Origin of the sequence: Myroides sp. DW712, from assembly GCF_046557355.1 — a bacterium.
Taxonomy (GTDB): domain Bacteria; phylum Bacteroidota; class Bacteroidia; order Flavobacteriales; family Flavobacteriaceae; genus Flavobacterium.
The window spans coordinates 25,516-46,796 of sequence record NZ_JBKFDO010000003.1 but is presented as its reverse complement, the minus strand read 5'-3'; the positions used below and the strand labels follow the sequence as shown (position 1 = coordinate 46,796).

Annotated in this window: 20 protein-coding genes; 7 read left to right on the top strand and 13 right to left on the bottom strand. The window is 37.3% G+C overall.

The window, feature by feature from the left end; all coding sequences use genetic code 11:
• Window positions 1-26 precede the first annotated feature (26 nt).
• The 6 genes from ACLJX0_RS03235 to mvaD all read right to left on the bottom strand — a co-directional run bounded on the left by ACLJX0_RS03235 (window position 27) and on the right by mvaD (window position 5,005).
• Window positions 27-965 (bottom strand): mevalonate kinase, encoded by a 939-nt coding sequence (locus ACLJX0_RS03235; protein ID WP_410878382.1) that lies wholly within the window; start codon window positions 963-965, stop codon window positions 27-29.
• 73 nt (window positions 966-1,038) lie between these two features.
• Window positions 1,039-1,392, bottom strand: a complete 354-nt coding sequence (locus ACLJX0_RS03230) for a cysteine-rich CWC family protein (protein WP_410878380.1) — start codon at window positions 1,390-1,392, stop codon at window positions 1,039-1,041.
• A gap of 4 nt (window positions 1,393-1,396) precedes the next feature.
• Complete coding sequence (locus ACLJX0_RS03225) at window positions 1,397-2,821, bottom strand: COG3014 family protein (protein ID WP_410878378.1); 1,425 nt, start codon at window positions 2,819-2,821, stop codon at window positions 1,397-1,399.
• 11 nt (window positions 2,822-2,832) lie between these two features.
• A complete protein-coding gene (locus ACLJX0_RS03220) occupies window positions 2,833-3,426 on the bottom strand; it encodes a penicillin-binding protein activator LpoB (protein WP_410878376.1) in 594 nt (197 codons plus the stop codon).
• A 34-nt stretch (window positions 3,427-3,460) separates the two neighbouring features.
• Entirely contained in the window at window positions 3,461-3,859 is a 399-nt protein-coding gene (locus ACLJX0_RS03215; RefSeq protein WP_410878374.1) for a hypothetical protein, read from the bottom strand.
• Window positions 3,860-3,913: 54 nt separating this feature from the next.
• Window positions 3,914-5,005, bottom strand: coding sequence for a diphosphomevalonate decarboxylase (gene mvaD, locus ACLJX0_RS03210; RefSeq protein WP_410878372.1), 1,092 nt, complete (start codon window positions 5,003-5,005; stop codon window positions 3,914-3,916).
• Window positions 5,006-5,222: 217 nt separating this feature from the next.
• Between mvaD and ACLJX0_RS03205 the strand changes: the two genes are divergently transcribed.
• Entirely contained in the window at window positions 5,223-5,843 is a 621-nt protein-coding gene (locus ACLJX0_RS03205) for a hypothetical protein (protein ID WP_410878370.1), read from the top strand.
• Between the two features lie 197 nt (window positions 5,844-6,040).
• On the opposite strand, the gene ACLJX0_RS03200 is transcribed toward ACLJX0_RS03205, so the two are convergent.
• Together ACLJX0_RS03200 and ACLJX0_RS03195 are read right to left on the bottom strand one after the other, a co-directional pair.
• Window positions 6,041-6,526 carry a PH domain-containing protein gene (locus tag ACLJX0_RS03200; RefSeq protein WP_410878368.1) on the bottom strand — a complete coding sequence of 162 codons (486 nt, stop codon included), beginning with the start codon at window positions 6,524-6,526 and terminating at the stop codon, window positions 6,041-6,043.
• 6 nt (window positions 6,527-6,532) lie between these two features.
• Window positions 6,533-7,747: an NAD(P)/FAD-dependent oxidoreductase gene (locus tag ACLJX0_RS03195; RefSeq protein WP_410878366.1), complete on the bottom strand. Its 1,215-nt coding sequence runs from the start codon at window positions 7,745-7,747 to the stop codon at window positions 6,533-6,535.
• A gap of 119 nt (window positions 7,748-7,866) precedes the next feature.
• Here ACLJX0_RS03195 and ACLJX0_RS03190 point away from each other — a divergent pair, with 119 nt between their 5' ends.
• Both ACLJX0_RS03190 and ACLJX0_RS03185 read left to right on the top strand, forming a co-directional pair.
• Window positions 7,867-8,436 carry a hypothetical protein gene (locus tag ACLJX0_RS03190; protein ID WP_410878364.1) on the top strand — a complete coding sequence of 190 codons (570 nt, stop codon included), beginning with the start codon at window positions 7,867-7,869 and terminating at the stop codon, window positions 8,434-8,436.
• A complete protein-coding gene (locus ACLJX0_RS03185) occupies window positions 8,436-8,843 on the top strand; it encodes a hypothetical protein (protein ID WP_410878363.1) in 408 nt (135 codons plus the stop codon). The genes ACLJX0_RS03190 and ACLJX0_RS03185 overlap by 1 nt, the downstream gene beginning before the upstream one ends.
• Here the strand turns inward: ACLJX0_RS03185 and ACLJX0_RS03180 are convergent.
• From ACLJX0_RS03180 to ACLJX0_RS03160, 5 genes are all read right to left on the bottom strand, one after another.
• A complete protein-coding gene (locus ACLJX0_RS03180) occupies window positions 8,840-9,526 on the bottom strand; it encodes a carboxypeptidase-like regulatory domain-containing protein (protein ID WP_410878361.1) in 687 nt (228 codons plus the stop codon). The genes ACLJX0_RS03185 and ACLJX0_RS03180 overlap by 4 nt on opposite strands.
• A 28-nt stretch (window positions 9,527-9,554) precedes the next feature.
• Window positions 9,555-9,971, bottom strand: coding sequence for a hypothetical protein (locus tag ACLJX0_RS03175; protein WP_410878359.1), 417 nt, complete (start codon window positions 9,969-9,971; stop codon window positions 9,555-9,557).
• A gap of 11 nt (window positions 9,972-9,982) precedes the next feature.
• Window positions 9,983-10,711 carry a YqjF family protein gene (locus tag ACLJX0_RS03170; protein ID WP_410878721.1) on the bottom strand — a complete coding sequence of 243 codons (729 nt, stop codon included), beginning with the start codon at window positions 10,709-10,711 and terminating at the stop codon, window positions 9,983-9,985.
• A 421-nt stretch (window positions 10,712-11,132) separates the two neighbouring features.
• Complete coding sequence (locus ACLJX0_RS03165; RefSeq protein WP_410878357.1) at window positions 11,133-12,044, bottom strand: GYDIA family GHMP kinase; 912 nt, start codon at window positions 12,042-12,044, stop codon at window positions 11,133-11,135.
• A gap of 4 nt (window positions 12,045-12,048) precedes the next feature.
• A complete protein-coding gene (locus ACLJX0_RS03160; RefSeq protein ID WP_410878355.1) occupies window positions 12,049-13,365 on the bottom strand; it encodes a hydroxymethylglutaryl-CoA reductase, degradative in 1,317 nt (438 codons plus the stop codon).
• Window positions 13,366-13,862: 497 nt separating this feature from the next.
• Between ACLJX0_RS03160 and ACLJX0_RS03155 the strand changes: the two genes are divergently transcribed.
• From ACLJX0_RS03155 to ACLJX0_RS03140, 4 genes are all read left to right on the top strand, one after another.
• Window positions 13,863-16,028 carry a S9 family peptidase gene (locus ACLJX0_RS03155; RefSeq protein ID WP_410878353.1) on the top strand — a complete coding sequence of 722 codons (2,166 nt, stop codon included), beginning with the start codon at window positions 13,863-13,865 and terminating at the stop codon, window positions 16,026-16,028.
• A 67-nt stretch (window positions 16,029-16,095) separates the two neighbouring features.
• Window positions 16,096-17,868 carry a peptide MFS transporter gene (locus tag ACLJX0_RS03150; RefSeq protein WP_410878351.1) on the top strand — a complete coding sequence of 591 codons (1,773 nt, stop codon included), beginning with the start codon at window positions 16,096-16,098 and terminating at the stop codon, window positions 17,866-17,868.
• 37 nt (window positions 17,869-17,905) lie between these two features.
• Window positions 17,906-19,444, top strand: a complete 1,539-nt coding sequence (locus ACLJX0_RS03145) for a peptide MFS transporter (RefSeq protein ID WP_410878349.1) — start codon at window positions 17,906-17,908, stop codon at window positions 19,442-19,444.
• Window positions 19,445-19,597: 153 nt separating this feature from the next.
• Complete coding sequence (locus ACLJX0_RS03140) at window positions 19,598-21,232, top strand: MFS transporter (protein ID WP_410878347.1); 1,635 nt, start codon at window positions 19,598-19,600, stop codon at window positions 21,230-21,232.
• Window positions 21,233-21,281: the final 49 nt, after the last annotated feature.

The window sequence follows — 21,281 nt, the reverse complement described above, 5'->3', positions numbered from 1 at the left end:
GTTATAACATTCTCTATGTCTTGGGCTTAAAACTGATAAACTACTTCTAGTTTATACTCTTTCAGCGTTTCTTTTGCTTTGTCAATATCAGGAGTAAATCCGAGGATATATCCACCTCCACCAGAGCCACATAATTTCAAATAGTAGTCATTGGTTTCGATTCCCTTTTGCCATACGTTGTGGAATTGTTCAGGAATCATGGGTTTAAAGTGGTTGAATACAACCGATGAAAGTTCTTTGGTATTGTTGAATAGTGCTTTCAAATCTCCCTTCAAGAAATTTTCTACACAAGCATCCGTATGTTTGATGAATTCTTCTTTCAATACTTTTCGGAACCCTTGTTCTTTGAGTTTCTCCATAAAGATAGTAATCATCGGAGCTGTTTCACCTACGATCCCAGAATCAATCAAGAACACGGCTCCTTTTCCATCTAAACTTTGAGAAGGAATACCCGTTGGTTCGATATTGTCTTTGGAGTTAATCAGAATAGGCAAACTTAGGTAGCTGTTCAATGGATCCAAACCAGAGCTTGTTCCATGGAAAAAAGCTTCCATTTTACCAAAAATCCCTTTTAATTTCAGTAACTTATCTTTGCTTAGATTTTCTAATACGGTGATTTTTTCAACTGCGTATTGGTCGTAGATTGCGGCTACTAAAGCTCCACTACTACCTACGCCATATCCTTGTGGGATACTCGAATCAAAATACAATCCGCTTTCAATCTCTGCTTGTAAGCGATTCAAATCAAATTGCACTAATGCAGGCTCTGCTTCTTGCATATCTTGAAGATAAGCAGCAAAGTTGCGCAAGCTTTCATTTGATTTTTGAGCGAATCCCTCTAAATTATCGTCCATTTTGAGTGCTCCCTTATAAAAATTATAGGGAATCGATAATCCTTTTGAGTCTTTTATAATTCCATATTCTCCGAATAAAAGAATTTTAGAATAGAATAAAGGTCCTTTCATAGCTTATAAAGGTAATTTACCCTGCAAAGGTACGTATAATATTCACGCTTAGGCGTTTTTGTTTTATTTTTTTCTATAGATAGCGGTTTTTAAACCCATAAACGCAATGTCTACATCCATTTTGACAACATTGTCCTTTGAGAAGGTGATACAATTCTGTAAAAACAAAATAGCCATTTTCCATATAATAATGTTTTCCTTCGATCATTTCACTTCGTTTTCGCGGGAACTCGCTCCCTCTAGCCTCCTGTGTCAATTGTTCCATTTTTTCCAGACAACTTGTACACAAGCACTTGTGAAACGAGCTACGCAAAAAATTTCGCGTTATTGAACTCACTTGCACCTGAGAGCAACTACAAGTATCAATCGTTTCAGGTTGACAATGTATAGGCGTTTTACAGTGCGTACACACTTTATTGTTCTTCATATTTTTATCTCATGGTCGCAAAATTGTAGAACTGCATCTTACCTGTTCCCTCAATCTCTGTTTGCTCCTTTACTGCTTGTCCATTCGGCCTACGCAGGTCAAAGGTCAGTTGATTTTTTCCTTTCACTAAAGGGATTCGCGCGTACTTTATTTCCGCAGGAAGCGTTTGCCAATTTCGGGTATCTGCTTTTTCAGAAAACAGGTTGTACAATTGCAAGCCCAAGCCTACTCCTTCTAATACTGCATTATTATCATTCGATCTTGCTACTGACTTCACCGCATATTCTGCTGATTTCTTTACAGCCAAACGCGTCAAGATTTTACCTAATTCTTTTGCCGCACGTTCCTGTAACGTGGACACCGCTACTACATCAATATCCTGCACTGTTTCCAGGGCAAAAGTGGCGTCCCCATTTACTTGTACTTGCGCACTTGTATAAGGTACAGGTGTGCTGATATATTTGGGGTAAGCGATGTTTACGCTGTGTACATCACTCAAATCCGTATGTCCCGCAATACCGAAATCCAGAGGAATCATCATCCCTAATGCATTGGTAAACACCAAGGCCCCACTATCTCCCTTAATCAATGAAAATACAATATTTTCTTCCTCTTTAATCGGCGCCGTTCCATTTTCCCAAAATACAACTACTTCTCCGCCCTCAGCCGATTGATAAGCTTTAAAAGGCATAGAAAAATCTTTTTCAAACTTTTTCAAGTCGCTGGTAAACCCTAATTTATTAGCCATATTCATGACATCGTATTTCAGGTTTTCAGGAATACTCACGCCATAATACAAACCACCTTTAGCATTTTGATATACTTCTACAGCATTTCGATACGCGATAAAAGCATCGTTAAAGTTTCCCGTTGACTCATAAATAAGTCCCTGCAAATTAAGTGAAAAAGCGTCTTTAGAATAGCGGGTAGTTTTGTTGTTGTACTTATCTCCTTGTTCGTAATTTTGAAGCGAAATTCGACGAGCCTCCACCAACGCCTCTTGAGACTGTCCCAAATAGAGATAGTTTAGCGCTTTGTAATAGTGAATCATAAAGATTTCAAACTCTTCTCCTTTGTAACTTTGAGACATCGAATTCAAGAAGAGTCCGACCATCACATCCCCTACTTTGGTTACTTGATCTTCAATTAAAAGATCCGCTTTATTCAAGTATTGATTACTTAGCGCATAATTTCCTTTGAGGTGTTCTACCCTACCCTTCTCCATATAGAACAGGAGGAGGTTTCTGGTTTTTTGAAGTAATTTATTTTTATCTAAGGCATTCTCCGCCGCGGTATAATCTTGTTGTAGCATCCGCTGATAGTAGTCCGTAATCCTATCGTGATAGGTGGCACATCCAAATACGAAAAACATTAGCGCTAGAGGCACTAATGTTTTTGATATTTGAGCTATGGTTCGATTGAAAACCATCAATTATAAGTTTAGTTTTTTACGTATTTCGCTATTTTTTTATCTCCGATCCAAACCACTTCATTCGTTTGAAGATTCGTCAATTCTAAATTCACTTGATAGTAAACTACTTTTTTCTTTTTGTGGGAGTCAACAATAGAATTGATTGAACCTTGTAGCATAAAATCAGCTCCTTGTTCCAATCCAAATTGTTTCATAGAAGAAGCTGATGCATTGGTTTGTTGATCTGCTCTTTCCCCTCTTAATTCGTCGCGTTTTTTACCTCCTTGTACTAAGCGCACACGTCCAGATTGGATAAACGATTGTTCCACGTCTTTCACGAAAGTTTCCGCATCAATATGCTCATGGCTTTTATTGTACACCATTCCGACGATAACAACTGGTTTTTTATTGTCGTTGTCATCTTGAAAATTTCCAATCCAAGTACCATCTAATACTTGTCTGGTCATTTGTTGGGCAACTTCTCTGGAATCGGAGTTATTCCATCTACCACTTAAATCGATTGTTTCCTCTGTACTAACACGTGTTACTTGACGACCACAAGAGGTGATAAATAAACCTGACGCTACTAAAATCGCAGCTAATGCTATCTTCTTAATTTGCATATTTTTTTTTATTATTCATTAATTTTTTTTTCCATTAAATAGAGAACCACCAGTTTCCAGTTCGAAATCCAACACGAGGCATCCAATTCCAGTTGCTATAATTTCTATAATAGCCGTTATATCCGTAATTGTAGTTATATCCATAATCTGAATAATAACTGCGTCCGTATTTTGCTCTCGCCATGCGTTCCTCGTGGCGATATTGTCTTTTTAGCGCTTTTCTTTCTTGCTTGGCTTCATACCAATCATACGCTTTATAGGTATCTTGTACCGTTTCCCCAAGATTGACTAAAAGTGAATCCTTTTGCATCATGTATTTTTCCATACTCACTCGATAGTTGGGATTCTGATCAAAAACTGGGGTTTGTGCGCTAGCTTGAAAGGCCAACAAGCTACATACCAGGAGTCCAAGTAAAGATATAACTTTGTTCATAGCTTGAATTTTAAAAATTAAACACTACTTATTCTAAGGTAAATTTAGTGTTTTTTATTGAATCATCAAAGTTCCATTTCCCATTTTATCTTCAATAAAATGTTCATTTTGACAGAATTTGCTTAATTCCTCTCGGATAAACGCCAAAACAGCTGGATGATCTTTTTCTGGAAAAAGCACGTGAACATTCGCTCCTGCATCTAAAGTGAAGCAGACAGGGATTTGCGTTTTTTCGCGAAATGTCCAAATTCTTTCAATAATTTGTAGCGTATTGGGTTTCATTAAAATAAAATACGGCATAGAAGTCATCATCATAGCATGTAAAGTCAACGCTTCACTTTCTACTAAAGCAACAAATTGATCTAAATTACCCGTTTGAAGTATATTCTTTAATTGGCTTAGATTTTGGTGCGCCTGTTTAAAGCGTTCTTGAGCAAAAGGATGGTTGTGCATCAAATCGTGCCCTACTGTACTTGATACTTGTTTTTCTCCTTTATCCACCAATAAGATTACATCTTGATAATTAGAAAAATTAGCATGGACTTCAAAAGGGGCTTCAATACCATACAAATCCGAACTTCCATCGACATCTGTTTGTTCTCCCCATACCACAACTGATCCAGTAATACTTCTACATGCACTTCCGGACCCCAAACGCGCTAAGAACGAGGCTTTTTTTAAGAAATAGTCTTGAGTCATAGCTGGATTTAACGCTCGTTCTACCGACATTATATTAACCGCCAAAGCCGCCATACCCGATGCGGAAGAAGCAATACCCGAACTATGCGGAAACGTATTGGTTGTATCAATCGTAAAGTGATAGTCCGCAATATAGGGACAGTACGACACAATGCGTTCAAAGAATTTTTGAATTTTGGGTTTAAACGCTTCTTTGGGCTGACCTTCAAAGAGCAAATCAAAGGAAATCCCTTTTTCTTCTTTCCTTACAAATTGTAAAGTTGTACAAGTTTTACAGCGATTCAAGGTAAAACTCAACGAGGGGTTAGCAGGAATTTGGTGTTCTTTTTTACCCCAATATTTCACTAAGGCAATATTACTTGGTGCACTCCACGTAAACGCTCCTTGTTCTACTGTTTGGTGCTTTGCTTTGTTTGTCTCGAAAATAAAATCAGTTGCACTTGTCATTTCTTTCAAAATTTTGACAAAAATACTACCTTTTTACCACATAGCTACTTTTCATTTTCACTCCTTTTAAAACTCACTATATGCGAATATTTCACCTTTTTTATTACATTATCCTTACATTTAAACTGTATTTGTTGTAAAAAAATCAGATTAGAGTTGCAAGTTATAGAAACATATTTTATATTAGCTCTCAACCGAACCCACAAACGAATAAAAAATGTTAAAATTAAACCTTACAACGCACTCCAAAAACGAATGGAGTGAATCTCAATCTGTTTTTATTTATGCAGGCGAGTATCTAATCAAAGAACTTCACAGTGGAACATCTTCAAGTGTATCCCTAGACTATGAACCTGATGATTTGCACTTTATTGTTGGCCAGACGCAACAACGCATTTCACTAGCGAAAATTAAATCGACCAAACTGACAACTTTACAACTAACAGCGGATTTAAGTATTCAGTTGCGCGTAAGCCATCAAATTAAATTACTGGATTACACCAATCTAATTCTAGCTTCACTCTCTGCCCTCCTTGCAATTGGGTATTCCTTTAGTACGGATTCCGATTGGAGTGAATTTTTATTTATACTCGGCAGTACAGTCTTAGTTGTCTTGCTTTTTATGTTGTTATATGGACATCCAATCAATGCAAGGAACTACAACATCCGTATGTATGCTGCTATTAGTGCCCTAATCTTAATTTTCATCTTAATTCCCCTCGAAAACTGGACACTAAAAACGCTCATTGGTCTATCGACCCTGACAGTTATTACGCGATTTATAAAAGGTTACCAGCGATCGCTCTCTGTAGTCTATGATGCATTTGCTAAACAATAAAAAAAATATGGAAGGGGATACCTTCCATATTTCTATTAGCACTTACAAAATTACATACATCTTTAAAATTATACTGAAGTAGTCTAATTTATTCGTTGTGTGTTTGCCAAAGGAACGCAAAATACACGCATACACCACTAAAATAAAATAAAGTTATCAACAATGTTATCCCCAATTTTGTTAGAATTAAGATAAGATTAAGATTGGTAGTAATAGTGTTGAATAAGTTCGATTACTTTCTTTCTAGCCTGTAAACTAATATAGTCTTCATCAATGGGCGCACTAAACATAAACATCGGATTTGCAGGAAATTCACTCGTCGAGCGAAACAATAAGAAATAACTTTTGCACGAGCGCCCACCTTGCATCCATTCCTCTAGTTTATAATAATCTGGAATAGAACGTCGTTCCCTTACGACAATTAATATATCTTGTATCTCCTTCCAAGGTAAAAACTTTTCTTTCAGCAGACTTTTATAGTATACTCCTTTTTCGTCTAAGGTTACCTTCATTCCTCCTATTTTGTACAAAAAGACAAAAAACAGAAAGAATAGCAAGAGTGCTACAAGTTTGACAATACCTGTTGCAACTAAGAGGAAAAAAATTCCGATGGACAAAAAAGGACCTAAACACAGAATCAAAAGTATAGCTCTGCTCGTTCGAGTATAATAATTAAATTTCATGGCTTATTAAAATTTAGAGGCAATGGCTTGAGCAGCTAGAAAGCCGGTAGTCCAAGCATTTTGAAAATTAAAACCACCTGTAATAGCATCAATATTTAGAATTTCTCCAGCAAAATACAAATCGGTACAAACTTTACTTTCCATGGTTTTAAAATTGACATCGCGCAGGTCAATCCCTCCTGCAGTTACGAATTCTTCCTTAAAGGTACTTTTTCCATTCACTTGAAATTCTCCTTCTTGTAGTTGAAGAGCAAGTGCTTGGAGTTGCTTATTGTTCAAATCTGCCCACGTTTTGGTGGCTTCAATTTGAGCTGCCAGAACCAAGCGTTCCCACAAACGAGTAGGAAAATCGAACAATCCTCTTTTCAGTACTGTTTTTTTTGCGTGTTCTTGTTTAAAAGACTTCAATTGCTCTATTACCTTGTCTCGATCCATTTGAGGCAACCAATTGACTACAATGTGAAATTGATACTTTTTGTCTGCTAAAAGACGAGCTCCCCATGCGGATAACCGCAAAATACCAGGACCACTCATGCCCCAATGCGTAATTAACAAAGGTCCGGTTGCTTCTAGCTTTGTTCCTTTGACTTGAATGGATGCTTCCGTTGCCACGCCCATCAAATCCTGAATACGCTTATCTTTGATATTAAAGGTGAATAATGACGGAACAGGTTCAACTAGACGATGACCAAGATCCCCCATCAGCTGTACTATTTTCGGATTACTCCCCGTGGTTAATACCAATTGTGAACAAGTCATACTCTCTTTAGTGGTATCGAGTTTCCAACCATTCTCTCCTTGATAGACCCCTTGTACACTTACTCCTTGAATGACCTCAATTTTATATTTTGCAGTTGCTTGGGTAAAACAATCGATAATCGTTTGAGAAGAATCGGTGGTTGGAAACATACGTCCATCTTCTTCGATTTTCAATTCAACCCCATATTTTTCAAACCAGGTAATGGTATCTCCACAGCAAAATTGGTGAAAAGGTCCTAATAATTCTTTAGATCCTCTAGGATAGAACTGTATCAGTTCATTGGGAACAAAACAGGCATGCGTCACATTGCAGCGTCCTCCTCCAGAAATTTTCACCTTTGACAGTACTTCTTTTCCGCGTTCTACTATAGCAATGCGCAAATTTGGCTTGCGTTCTGCAATATTAATTGCCGTAAAAAATCCAGCGGCTCCTCCTCCTACTAGTATAACATCATAATACATACCTTCTGTATTTAACCATTAAGTAAAGATCCTTTTTTTATTTTACCTGAAACATTTATCTTTACAACCACAAAGATACTTACTTACAATCGCATCCTTATCATTGTAAAATTAAGATTATGAAAAAATTGCCCTTTTTATTCCTGCTTGTTTTATTCGCCATGTGTAAATCTGTTCCACCTGGGAGTAGTTCAAGCAGTAGCGACAGCAGTAACGCTTCCAAAGATTTATCGATTGAAGAACGTTTAGAAGAGATTAAAGAAGAAAACCGCTTACCCGAAGCCAAAGACGTGATTGATTTACCTTCCTACGCCCAAGTACGAGACGATTTCCGTTCTGTTACAGACAAGACGAAAGAGTCCTATTTACAAGGGATGCAAGCTACAGGAGATAAATACAGTGTTGTTATTTTAACCCAAGGATTCAAAGGAGAAAACATTGTGGTAAAAAACAGCAACAAAACGTTTTTCAAAGGAATGACCATGAGTGATTTATCCAATGGAATTGCCAAATCTGTTCGCGTAGAGAACACCGATGATTTTACTATCACCGACACCTATACCAATAGTGAAGTAACAATTGAAAGTGACCATGCAAAGATGTTTAAGTTTATTTACATCATGAAAAACAGTAACAAAGACAATCCGTTCAAAGTAACTTTTAGCAATACGCTACGACCAGTACGTTAATGGAAACACGAGATACTATTTTACAACTTATCGAACAAACGGCTCTTACTTTAAGGGCCTTTTTTAATTCCTTGCCTTTGGAAGATCAAGGCGAATTACTGTTTCCTGATTTTGTTTCAAAACTGAAGGAACAAACTGAACTAGATGTATCCCATTTATTGTTTTTAGAGTCTCCTGAGGAACTCCAAGTCTATCTTGAATTACATCCTTCTTTTGATGCTAAAAATCAAGAATTACTTGCAGATTTGCTTGCCGCTACCGCTACGCAGCCAAAAAGAACAAACTCAGAGCTAGTTATTGCTTATCAACGTTTAGCACTGCCTCTCTATCAAGGGATTAATCAAACCACACAGACGTATGATGCCGCTAGACAAGAAAAAATTAAAGCCCTACAAGCAATGCTTTAGAAAAAGAGCCACTTTTTTTTCTTCTTCACAATAATTAACCCTGTAGTGATTATTGTATCATCCCCAGCTTTCATTGTTACTAGTAATGGAGTTTCAAAATTTGTAATTGTAATCGGATAGTCTTCCATTCCAAAAGTTGTAAAAACTAAATCGACTACATCATATTCTTTAGGCACCTTTAATTCAAAACCCCCATCCAAATCTGTGCCTACGCCAAGTTGAGTGCCTTTAATTAGCACACTAACACTGGGCAATGCAAAACCTTCTTCGTCCATCACTTTCCCTCGAATAACTCTAAACGTTTGCTTCGTTTGCTGTTGTTTGGTTTCAGGTATATTTTCGCTCTCTTTCACTTGCTGTTCTACCTTCACTTTTTCTTGACCCTGTACAGCAGCAGTTGTCGTCAACAACAACAGATTTATCGCCGCTGCAACAATTCCTTGCATACCTATACCGCGATTCGCTTTTGATTCACTTAACGCTATATCCAAATATTTAGTTGGGATACGTCCACAAACCTTTCCTTCTCGTTGAAGGTGTAGAACTAATTCTTGTTTTGTATAATTGGAAAAATCGTAAACCGTCTTTTCACAAAGCACACAGAAACGCCCTTTTTCTAAAGGTGTCATTTGGTTCCAATCTTCAGAACAGGGCTCGGGTAGTTGTATCCAGTATGTTGCCATCGTTTGTTTCTTTTAGACTAAAGATTTATTACTTCTTACGCTTAACCAAACGCATACTATCTTTCTCTTTGAGTATATCATAGATTCCTAAGTCGACCGTTTCCGTTCGAGATTGCATACACATGCCCTCTTGATTCAGGCGATACAAGGTTAATGCTATTTGATTCTCATCCTTAATCGTATAGATTCCTGCCGTGGTAGTAAAACAATCATTGCCACAAGGAGCAGTATAATAAGACTCGAACGTTTGATCCGCATTAAAAACAATAAAGTTCCCAAAGCGTTCTATTTTCGTAGCATCTGCTGCTAGATTCGCGGGTGTTAATACATATTCTTCTATCGTCTTATAAGTGATGAGTTCATTCGTTTTCCATGTTCCTACCCAATCTTGCGCATAGGTAAAACCACTCAAAAGAAACCCTAGTAGTAGTATATTTATTTTCATTGCTCTAGATTTTAGTCTGTAATTATTTCTTTACTCCATGCCACGACTTGAATACCCTCTGAATAATTAGGAGCGATCACCTCGTTTTCGGTTAGTCGAATACCGGGCAAAGCATAATCTACTTTTAAATGCTCAAAAACAATTTCTTTCAACTCCCACACTTTATGGTGAATCTGGTAACGATAGAGCTTATTTTTGACATAAACGTATAAGCAATAGCGTTCAGTCAACCACACTTGCAAAGGGGTTTTCTGTTTCACTAAATTTCCAATGGTATAACGAGCGTCAAACTGAAATTGCTTTTTTTCATTAAACGAGGTATAACTGCCTGTTTTGCGTTTCATCGCTGCTTTTTCATACGGTAAGCCCGATAATTTTTTAGAAACATAAACCGATAGCGATTTACCACCTTCAATATTGAGAAAGTACACCCCTGCTTTCCCTCCTTTTTTTACATAGGTTCTCACATTCAATTCGTCAAAATTAGACACAATTCCAACAGCAGGTAGCAAACGCGGTCGAATTTGTTCCATGGTAAAAGGAACAACAGAAATATAGTATTTCCCATCTAAATCATCTAATTCTAAAGCGGCAGGAACTAAGGCTCTCAGAGTTTCAAAAGGAATTTCAAAATGCAAGAAGAGCAATCGATTCCACTCCTGATAATACTTCCATTTCCCTTTAGGTAAGGGCCAAGGCCGATGTTCAACTGCCTGTAAAATTCCCTGAATCATAGCTATTTTTCTTTTTCTTCCTTAAAGATATTGAAAATAGCTGATATGACGCGAAAAAGGCACCCGATAAAGATGCCTTTTCCTTCATAGCTTCCTCCCATATTGCTCATACCTAAAAAGCTATTTCATACAATTGAACACATTCGGAAACTAAATCAGTTATCAACGAATTAAAACAATATAAATATACTGAATTCTACTAGATTCTCCTTCAAAACTGTGCACGAACCCTTATTTTTCACAAATAACCAGCAAAACCAACAAAAAACCATCAATCTGTTGACCAAATGAATTATCTCCTTGAGTATCCGAATCAAACTGAGTATATTAGCTCATTTCACTTACTTTTTTTACTCCATAAAGCAGATAATCAGGCTGGAACAAATAAAAAAACTCGAAGTTCAACTTCGAGTTCTGTTTTTTTATCTTATCGGGCTATCATCTTTTCATAAGGAACAACAGTAGGATATCCTTTTTTGAAAAAATAAGCCGTTGGGTCTTCTTCGGTTGCTACTAAAACAAAATCTCCTCCCCAGGCACCTAAACTTTTAATTGTTCCTTTAAAATCAGGAAATAATCGGTCTTGAACAGGTTGGGTTTCTAGAATAGCACCTAGGATTTCTTCGTGTTCTTGCATTAAATCTTGAAACTCCTCCAAACTTTTTGCCGTGACCAATGCGCGACTAATAGTCGAAATGCGATCGATTTGACTGCCAATTAATTCCTTTTTTGTTCGATAGGTTTCAATAGCAGCTTTGCTACTTTGTTTTTCATTGAGGTAAACAAAATACAAATTTGCTTTGAAGCAAGGATGAAACTCGATTAGTTCTACTTTGGGATGATACGGATTCGTCAATTGATAAAATAATGCGGTGCGATGTTTTGCACAGGCAATGTCATAGCCACTTCCTCCAAATGATTCTTGTAGCAATTGGTAGGGATTGATGTCAAACCACTGCGCTACATTGTTGATCCATGTGGATGACGTTCCCAATCCCCACAATCGTAGAAAACTTAGTTTACTATCTACTTTAAATCCTTGCTTAGTCTGTAAAATCTCTGGATTTTGTCGATGCGCAGCTCTCAATACTTTAACAAGCGTTCGCAAGTATTCCGTTCCCTCTACATCCTCATTGATCAAAAGTTGCTCGACAGCGACTTCCTCTTGCATCCAAATCGTTCCATCCACATCATAACTTGTCCAAAGAATACTGTTTTGTTTTTGATCTTCCACGTACAAAGTCTGACCATACGAAGTAGGTAAAGCAAAAGCCAAAGCCCCGTCTAATACAAGATATTCTCCTGAAATCAAAAGCTTGCCAGCACTATAAAATTCCATTTGCCTATTTTCTCAGTGTTTCTAATAACTCAACAACTGCACTATGAGACACCACATGTTGCTCAAAATGAGCTACCACTTTTATACGTTCCTCATCTGTTGCCTTAAACTGATTCAAGATGTTCATCAAATGCATTTTCATATGCCCTTGTTGAATACCCGTAGTAGTTAGTGATTTAACTGCTGCAAAATTTTGTGCTAAACCTGCTACTGCAATGATTTGCATCAATTGAGTAGCTGATGGTTTTTGCAGCATTTGCAAAGCGATTTTCACCATAGGATGCAAAGATGTTAATCCTCCTACAGTTCCGACAGCTAACGGTAAATCAATCCAAAATCGAAACATTCCATTTTCAATGGAGGCATGAGATAAACTGCGGTACTGTCCGTCTTTCGCTGCATAGGCATGAACTCCTGCTTCAATCGCACGAAAATCATTTCCTGTGGCTAAGACTACTGCATCCACGCCATTCATCACCCCTTTATTATGCGTTACTGCACGAAACGGTTCGATTTCTGCAATGCGAACCGCTTGCACAAATTTCTCTGCAAAAAGAACAGGATCTTTGATTTCACTTGACGCTAATGCTTCGATCGGACATGATACTTCCGCGCGAACCACACAATTTGGCACGAAATTCGACAAGATACTCATCACCACATCAATTTCTCTTTCTTGCGCATCGAATGCCCCGTAGCTCAACGCTTCTCGTTTTAACGTAGTCGCCATTTGCTCAAGACACGAATTAATAAAATTCGCGCCCATACTGTCTTTGGTTTCAAACGTAACGTGTAATTGGTAGTAATCTGCAATTTCTTGCGTTTTATCACGCAATTCGACAGCTAAGATTCCTCCACCACGTTTTTGCATATTTTGAGTAATCGAAAACGTATCAGCCAAGAAAACAGGTTGTATGGCCTGAACAAACGCTTGTAGTTTTTGTTTATCCCCTTTATACATAAAGTGAACTTGCCCTATTTTTTCTGTATTTAAAATAGTAGCTTTAAATCCACCGCGATCCGCCCAAAACTTAGCAGCTTTAGACGCTGCAGCAACCACAGAGCTTTCCTCAATCACCATAGGGATGGTATACCACGTATCATTGATTAAAAAATTGGGGGCAACCCCTAGAGGTAAGTAAAAATTCGTGATGGTATTCTCAATAAACTCATCGTGTAATTTTTGTAAATCCTCGTCAGCATTCCAGTATTGCTTGATTAAATCTACGACCGCTGTTTGGTTGTTTAAATATGTTTTTGCTATCCAATTGATTTTCTCTTCCTTGTTTAGTTTCGAAAACCCATTTATACTCCCTATCATGATGTATTACTTTTAAAGACAAAGATACATGATTCTACTGGTTTTTTTTTGCTTTTTGGGATTTGGTGTTTGGTGTTCGGCTTTTGGGGGTTGGGGGTTGGGGGTTGGGGTAAAAAGATCCAATTATCGGATATAGAAAAGTAAGTGATCTATCTTCAATAAATACCTAAACAAAATATCAATTAGATGAGATAAAAAAGCAGCCAACGAAAAAGCAAAAAAGCATCACACGAAAAAGTTACCAACAAAAGCCAAATAACAAAAAACAAAAAAGCATCCAACAAAATCCCAAATTATCTATGATGCAAGAATACTCTAAACAACAGAGTTTAAAAAACGAAAATCGACAAAATTCGATACGATTTGTTTAAGGTATTAGGACTTTCGCTACTAAAATCGCGTCAATGAAATTAAGTTTTTATTAATTAATCTCAATGAAAATTGGCATAAATCATATTTTTTCAGTAAAATTGGAAGTTTTTTCGACTAATTAGATAATGAAATACATTAAAATCACCTCACTGATTTGTGTGATTGCCACGCAAATTGGTCTTGCACAAAAGAAGATTGAGCTATCTGAAATTTGGAATGGCACCTTTAAAACGGAGGCTATGCAAGCGGTTAACACGCTCAACACACAAAATCAATATGCGCGTATTGAGCGAATCTCTAAGCAGCACCAAGTCATCAATTTATACAACTTCTCTACCTTAGAAAAAGCCAAAACAGTATTTAGTAATGTTACTTTTCCCGAGATTAAATCGATAGAAAGTTATGTTTTTGACGCGAAAGAGGAGCAAATTCTAATTGGAACAAATACAACACCGATTTATCGTCGTTCGTTTTTAGCGGATTACTACTTATTTAATCCCAAGACGAATCAAACGACAAAAATTGCCAACCATCCCATCATGGAGCCTTTATTCTCACCTGATGGAACAAAGATTGCCTACGCCTACCAAAATAATCTATACATTTATACGATTGCTACCCAACAAACTATACAGGTAACACAAGATGGAGCGAAAAATCACATCATCAATGGTATTTCGGATTGGGTCTATGAGGAGGAATTTAGCGTGGTTCGCATGTTTGACTGGAACCAAGAAAGTACGCAATTAGCCTATGTCAAATTTGACGAGACAGAAGTTCCTGAATATTCTATGGATGTGTATGGCAACGGATTATACCCTACTCAGGACCAATTCAAATATCCTAAAGCAGGAGAGAAAAATGCGGAAGTATCCCTTTATATCTACGATTTAGCAAAAGCATCTAATAGCCAGGTAGATTTATCTGAATTCTCCGATTTCTATATTCCGAGAATTAAATGGACGAATGAGGCCCAGTACTTAAGCATACAAATTATCAACAGGCATCAAAACGACTTAAAAGTATTTTTTGTCGATGGTACTACCCTGGCCAAAAAGTTGATTTTAAATGAAAAGGACGAAGCCTATGTTGATGTGCACGATCTTTCTTTTTTAACCAATAACGATTTTGTTTGGTTAAGTGAACGCGATGGCAACAACCATTTATACCACTACAACAAAGACGGAAAATTATTAAATCAAATCACCAAAGGGAACTGGGAAGTAACAGATTACTATGGGATTGATTTAAAAAACAAAAAATTGTTCTATCAATCAGTAGAACGAGGCTCGATTTACAGAGATATTTATTCTATTGATTTAAACGGAAAAAACAAAACATTATTATCTTCAAAACAAGGAACGAATACAGCTATTTTCAGCCCGAAATTCGATTTATTCATCAACACCTACTCTTCGACTACTACTGCTCCGCAATACACCTTACAAGAAAGTAAAACGGGGAAAGTAGTTAAAGAAATTTTGAACAATTCGACTTTAGAGCACAAAGTAAAATCGTACCAACTTCCACAAAAAGAGTTCACTCAGATTCCAACGGTAGATGGTCTTTTATTGAATGCTTGGGTGATGAAACCTGCTGATTTTGACGCATCGAAAACGTATCCTGTTTTCATGTATCAATACAGTGGACCAGGATCACAACAAGTGGCAGACAAATGGTTTGACTCAAACGATTACTGGCATGCGATGTTGACTCAAAAAGGGTATATCGTAGTAACAGTAGATGGTAGAGGAACAGGATTCCGAGGAGCAGCTTTCAAGAAAGTTACGCAGTATGAATTAGGTAAATTCGAGGTTGAAGATCAGATTGAAGCAGCGAAATACTTAGCCAAGCAAAGCTATGTCGATGCTAACCGAATTGGTATTTGGGGCTGGAGTTATGGTGGTTTCATGTCGACCAATTGCTTATTGAAAGGCAATGATGTATTCAAAATGGCTATTGCAGTAGCTCCAGTAATCAACTGGAGGTATTATGATTCGATATATACGGAGCGTTACATGAAGACCCCGCAAGAGAATCCATCAGGTTACGATGATAACTCCCCTTACTTTTTTGCCAACCAACTAAAAGGTCGTTATTTATTAGTACACGGTAGTGCAGATGACAATGTACATGTACAAAATGCTATGGCGATGATTGAAACGTTGGTGCAACACAACAAAGATTTCGATTGGTTAATTTATCCCGATAAAAACCACGGTATCTATGGCGGCAACACCCGCTTACAACTTTACACCAAGATGACGAATTTCATCTTAAACAACCTATAATACACTAACAATCAACTAGTAAACTATAGTTTAAACTTTAAAACAAACTATACTAAATTTAACGTAAATGGCAGCAGAAACAGCTACTAAATCAGACCTTTTTAAGTCTAATGTCTTAGGGCATCCAGCAGGTCTTTTCGTTCTTTTCTTTACAGAAATGTGGGAACGTTTCTCATTCTACGGAATGAGAGTCTTATTGATGCAATTCTTAACCGCTCAAGTGCTTTTTGGCAGTGAGTTCTCTGGTTGGGGTTGGTCCGCAGAACAAGCCGGTGCTCTTTATGGTACATACGCGATGTTACTTTATTTAACTCCAATTTTAGGAGGAGTTATTGCCGATAAATACATTGGTTCTCGTTGGGCTGTAATCATTGGTGCGGTTATTATGACTGTCGGTCACGCTTCTATGGCAGCAGAGGGAATCTCTAAAATCTGGTTCTTCGTCGGATTAGCTTGTTTGGTTATTGGAACAGGTTTCTTTAAACCGAATATGCCTTCGATGTTAGGAGAAATGTATAAAGCCCTTCCTGAGAAAAAAGATGCTGCTTATACTATCTTCTATATGGGAGTAAACTCAGGGGCTTTCTTCGGAATGTTACTTTGTGGTTATTTAGCCGAAACAAAAGGATGGCACTATGGATTTGGATTAGCGGGTATTTTTATGCTATTAGGAACGATCCAATTCTGGTTAGCTAAACCACTATTTGGCGATGTAGGTGTCTTGAAAAAAGAAGATACTTCTGTAGAAAAAACAGCAGAGCAAATCAAAGAAGAAGAAGAAACCAAGAATCCTTATACGATTGTAGACTATATCCTAATCGGTTTAGTTTCTGTTATTGGTTTGTTATACGCTTTCAACGATCCACTATCTAAAAATGGGGTATTGGATGTATTTGAAACCTTAGACACGCCTTTCTTACGTGGACAAAACTTGATGGCGATCTTGGCTTTAGTGGCTTTCTTATATTTGGTAATTTCGCGTATTTTACGCTACGGAAAAGTAATTAGAGACCGCATGTTTGCCGTAATTTTATTGGCATTCTTCTTGATGTTCTTCTTTATGAGTTTTGAACAAGGAGCGACTTCCTTGGTACTTGTTGCTAGAGATTATGTAGACCGAACATTAGAAGGTACGACTTTAACTATATTCAACATCATCAATACGTGTTTAACTATTATTCCTTTGATGATTATTTCATGGGTATTAATCCTGCTAGCCAAAGCAACGTGGAAAAAAATCGCCCTATCGAATGTTATTTTATTCATTTGTTTTGCAGGAATCTGGGCAATGGCAATCTATATGTTGAGAGAAGAGTTCCTGAAAGATGTTTCTCAAATTAAAGTATCTTGGTTCTCTATTTTGAACTCATTCTTTATTATTGCTTTAGCTTCTTCTGTATCCAAACTATGGGATTCAAAATACAATCCACCCGCAGCATTCAAATACGGAATTGGTTTATTATTAGTAGCTATTGGATTCTTAATCTTAGGGTTAGGTTCTATGGGATTAGGTGATGGTGTAAAAATGTCAATGATATTTCTAGTTTTAACATACTTATTCCATACTTTAGGGGAATTATTTATTTCACCCGTTGGACTGTCCTATGTATCCAAACTTGTACCTGCAAAAATGCTAGCCTTCATGTTTGGTATGTGGTACTTAGCCTTGGCAATTGCACAGAAATTTGCCGCTATCCTAGGAGGTCAAATTGAGAATATTAAAGAAGAATATTCCTTGAGTCACTTCTTCTTCTTGTTTACGTTAATCCCTGCTGCCGCGGCAGTATTGGTGATGTTAGTAAATCCATTATTGAAAAAACTAATGCACGGTGTTCGCTAACCCACCGTGCATTGCACAATAAATAAAACTATAAAAAATGAGTCAAACACAGACATTAGAAGAGATTCAAAATTTCTCTGGTAAATACCCGAAGCAAATTTGGAGCTTATTTTTCTCAGAAATGTGGGAACGTTTTTCGTTCTATGGTATGAGAGGAATGTTGGTTTTCTTTATGATTGACCAACTTAAATTTGAAGAAGCACAAGCTAACTTACAATACGGTGCTACGCAAGCATTCGTATACGCCTTTACCTTCTTAGGGGGTATTTTTGCAGATAAAATTTTAGGTTTCCGAAAATCGCTGTTTTGGGGTGGAGCCATGATGATTCTAGGAAGTTTAATCCTAGCTATTGATCCACATGCTTACTTTTTTATCGGAATTGCCTTCACCGTAATTGGTACTGGTTTCTTTAAACCGAATATCTCTACCATGGTAGGTAAATTGTACAAAAAAGGAGATGACCGTACAGACGCTGGTTTCTCTTTGTTCTATGCGGGGATTAACTTAGGAGCACTTATCGGTGGATATTTATGTATTGCCATTGGTAAAGGGCACTTATTTGAAGATTCCATTTCGGTAGAACACCGTTGGAGTGTTGCTTTTGGTTTAGCTGCTTTCGTAATGTTAGTGAGTTTAATCAACTTTATCTTTACAAAGAGACACTTAGGTCCAATTGGACTTCAACCGACGCAAACCAATGCGAATGGAGAACAAATAAGAATGCCATTGTGGAAAGAAGTTGGTACGTATGTATTAACCTTTGCTATGGTTCCTGTAATTGTATTCATGATTGACAATACAGATTATACCGCTTACTTTATGTACACCGTTGGTCCTTTAGCGTTAATCTATTTGTTCTATGAAATGACGAAATTGACTAGTGCAGAACGCAAAAAAATTATTGCTGCTTTAGTCTTCATTTTCTTCTCTATTTTATTCTTCGGAATCTACGAACAAGCAGGAGGTTCATTGAGCATTTTCGCTGCAAAGAACTTAAATGCAGAATTATTAGGGATGCACCTAGATCCAAACGGAGTGAATAACTCGGGAGGTGCTTTCTTCATTATCTTCATCGCGCCTTTATTAGGATTATTGTGGATTTGGATGGCGAAAAAGAAAATTGAGCCAAACACCGTAATGAAATTTGGTTTAGGATTTATCCTTTTAGGGGCAGGATACTACGCCTTATTCGGAACAAGATTCTTCGCTGATGCTGCAGGTATGACGTCGTTAGACTTCTTTACTTTCGCTTTATTAATCATTACCTTAGGAGAGCTTTGTTTATCGCCGATTGGATTGTCTATTATGACAAAACTATCCACAGCAAACCTACAAGGAATGATGATGGGAATGTGGTTCTTAGCAAGTGCATATGGACAATATGTAGCGGGTATTATTGGTGCAGCAATGTCTAAAGGACATACAGAGGCTGTAACAGGAAACCATCCGAACTACGATGCTCTACTATCTTATACGGATGGATATAAAGATTTAGGTCTATATGCTGTGATAGCAGGGGTTATCTTAATTGCACTTTCTCCCCTAATGAAAAAATTAATGCAAGAAGTGAAGTAATACGACTACATTTTTTTCTATAATAAACAAGACAAGAGCGACCTATTGGTCGCTTTTTCTCTTTTTAGCCCGTTTTTTTTAACACGAAATCCATTGCCATATAGAATATAGGAATTAAATTACACTCCTTAATTTTAACACCCTTTTATCATCATGTCACAAAATAACAAATCGTTTTGGCAAACGCTAACCTCTTTCAATAAGAACTTCTGGATTGCCAGTTTCATGGAGCTTATGGAACGTTGGGCTTGGTACGGAATTTATACCCTTTTAGGGCTTTATCTTGTTGGATCAACCGACACGGGAGGATTGGGATTTGACCATGTTCAAAAAGGAAGTATTATGGGAAATATCGTAGGTATTCTCTACTTCTTGCCTCTTGTATTTGGGGTGATTGCTGATCGAATAGGGTATAAACTATCCTTGACAATCTCCTTTATTATCATGATCACCGGATATTATCTCTTAGGCGAAGTAAGTAGTTATTGGAGTGTCTACGCGATGTTCTTATTAGTTGCCATTGGAGCCGCCTTCTTTAAACCAGTAGCCTCTGCTATTGTGGCCCGAAATACAGATGAATCTACAGGAACCTTAGGGTTCGGTATTTTCTATATGATGGTAAACATCGGAGGATTTATAGGCCCTGCCATGTCTTCAGGCTTGCGTACAACCTACGGATGGAAAATCATCTTTATTCAAGCGGCCATTGTGATTGCCATTAATTTAATTGTATTACTCGTATTCTATAAAGAACCTAAAGTTGAAAAACCCAAAGAATCTATAGGTAAAGCAATTAAAGATTCTATTGTAGGTGTTTTTGTAGCCCTAAAAGACGTGCGTCTAGGGATCTTATTATTGCTGATGATTGGATTCTGGACCATGTTTAACCAACTATTCAACACTTTACCTAACTTTATTGAAGACTGGGTAAACTCCGCTTCTTTAAGTACTTGGATCAACGAGAACGTTCCTTTCTTAGGCTCACTCTTGACACAAGATGGACAGGTAAAACCTGAATGGTTTACCAATATTGACTCCTTTATGATTATCATCTGCCAAGTGACGATTTCGTACTTTGTAACGAAAATGCGTCATATCAATGCCGTAATTCGCGGGGCAGTTATTGCGAGTATTGGAGTTGGGCTAACATTCTATACACACAACCCCATTTTTACCATCTTAGGAACCATGATTTTCTCTGTTGGTGAAATGATGTCCAGCCCAACCGTTTCTTCTTTTATCGCCTTAATTACACCTAAAGGAAAAGAAGGGTTATACCAAGGAACGTATTTCTTACCTGTTGCTGCAAGTTATTTTGTAACCAGCGTTATCTCTGGTAGCTTATACCAATCATGGTCAGATAAACTGTCCTTATTAAAACGCGAAATGCTGGGTAGAGGCATTGAAATGCCAGAAGTTGTCAGTCATGAGCAATTCATCGAAGAAGGAGCAAAGGCATTGAATATGTCCATTTCGTCTTTTGAACAACAATTCAATCTAAAAGCTGAATCAGTCGATTGGCAGGTGGCCGCACAATCTTTTAAAGACTTTGCTGCTTCAAAAGCGATCGATATTAGTCAAATTCACTTTCCTTTCTCTAAAAACGAATACTTTGCCTTAGCTGAACAAAAATTGGGGATGTCACACTGGGATATGGTAGATATGCTATGGAATACATACAATCCAAACAAAATTTGGTATGTCATCGTAGGAATTGGTCTATTTTCAGTGATTACCTTAGTCATCTATGACAGATTGGTCATCAGACCCATTGAAAATAAGAAATAACTAACTATTTTCTATTAAAATTATTGAGAGCAAAAAAAATAGCCTTTTA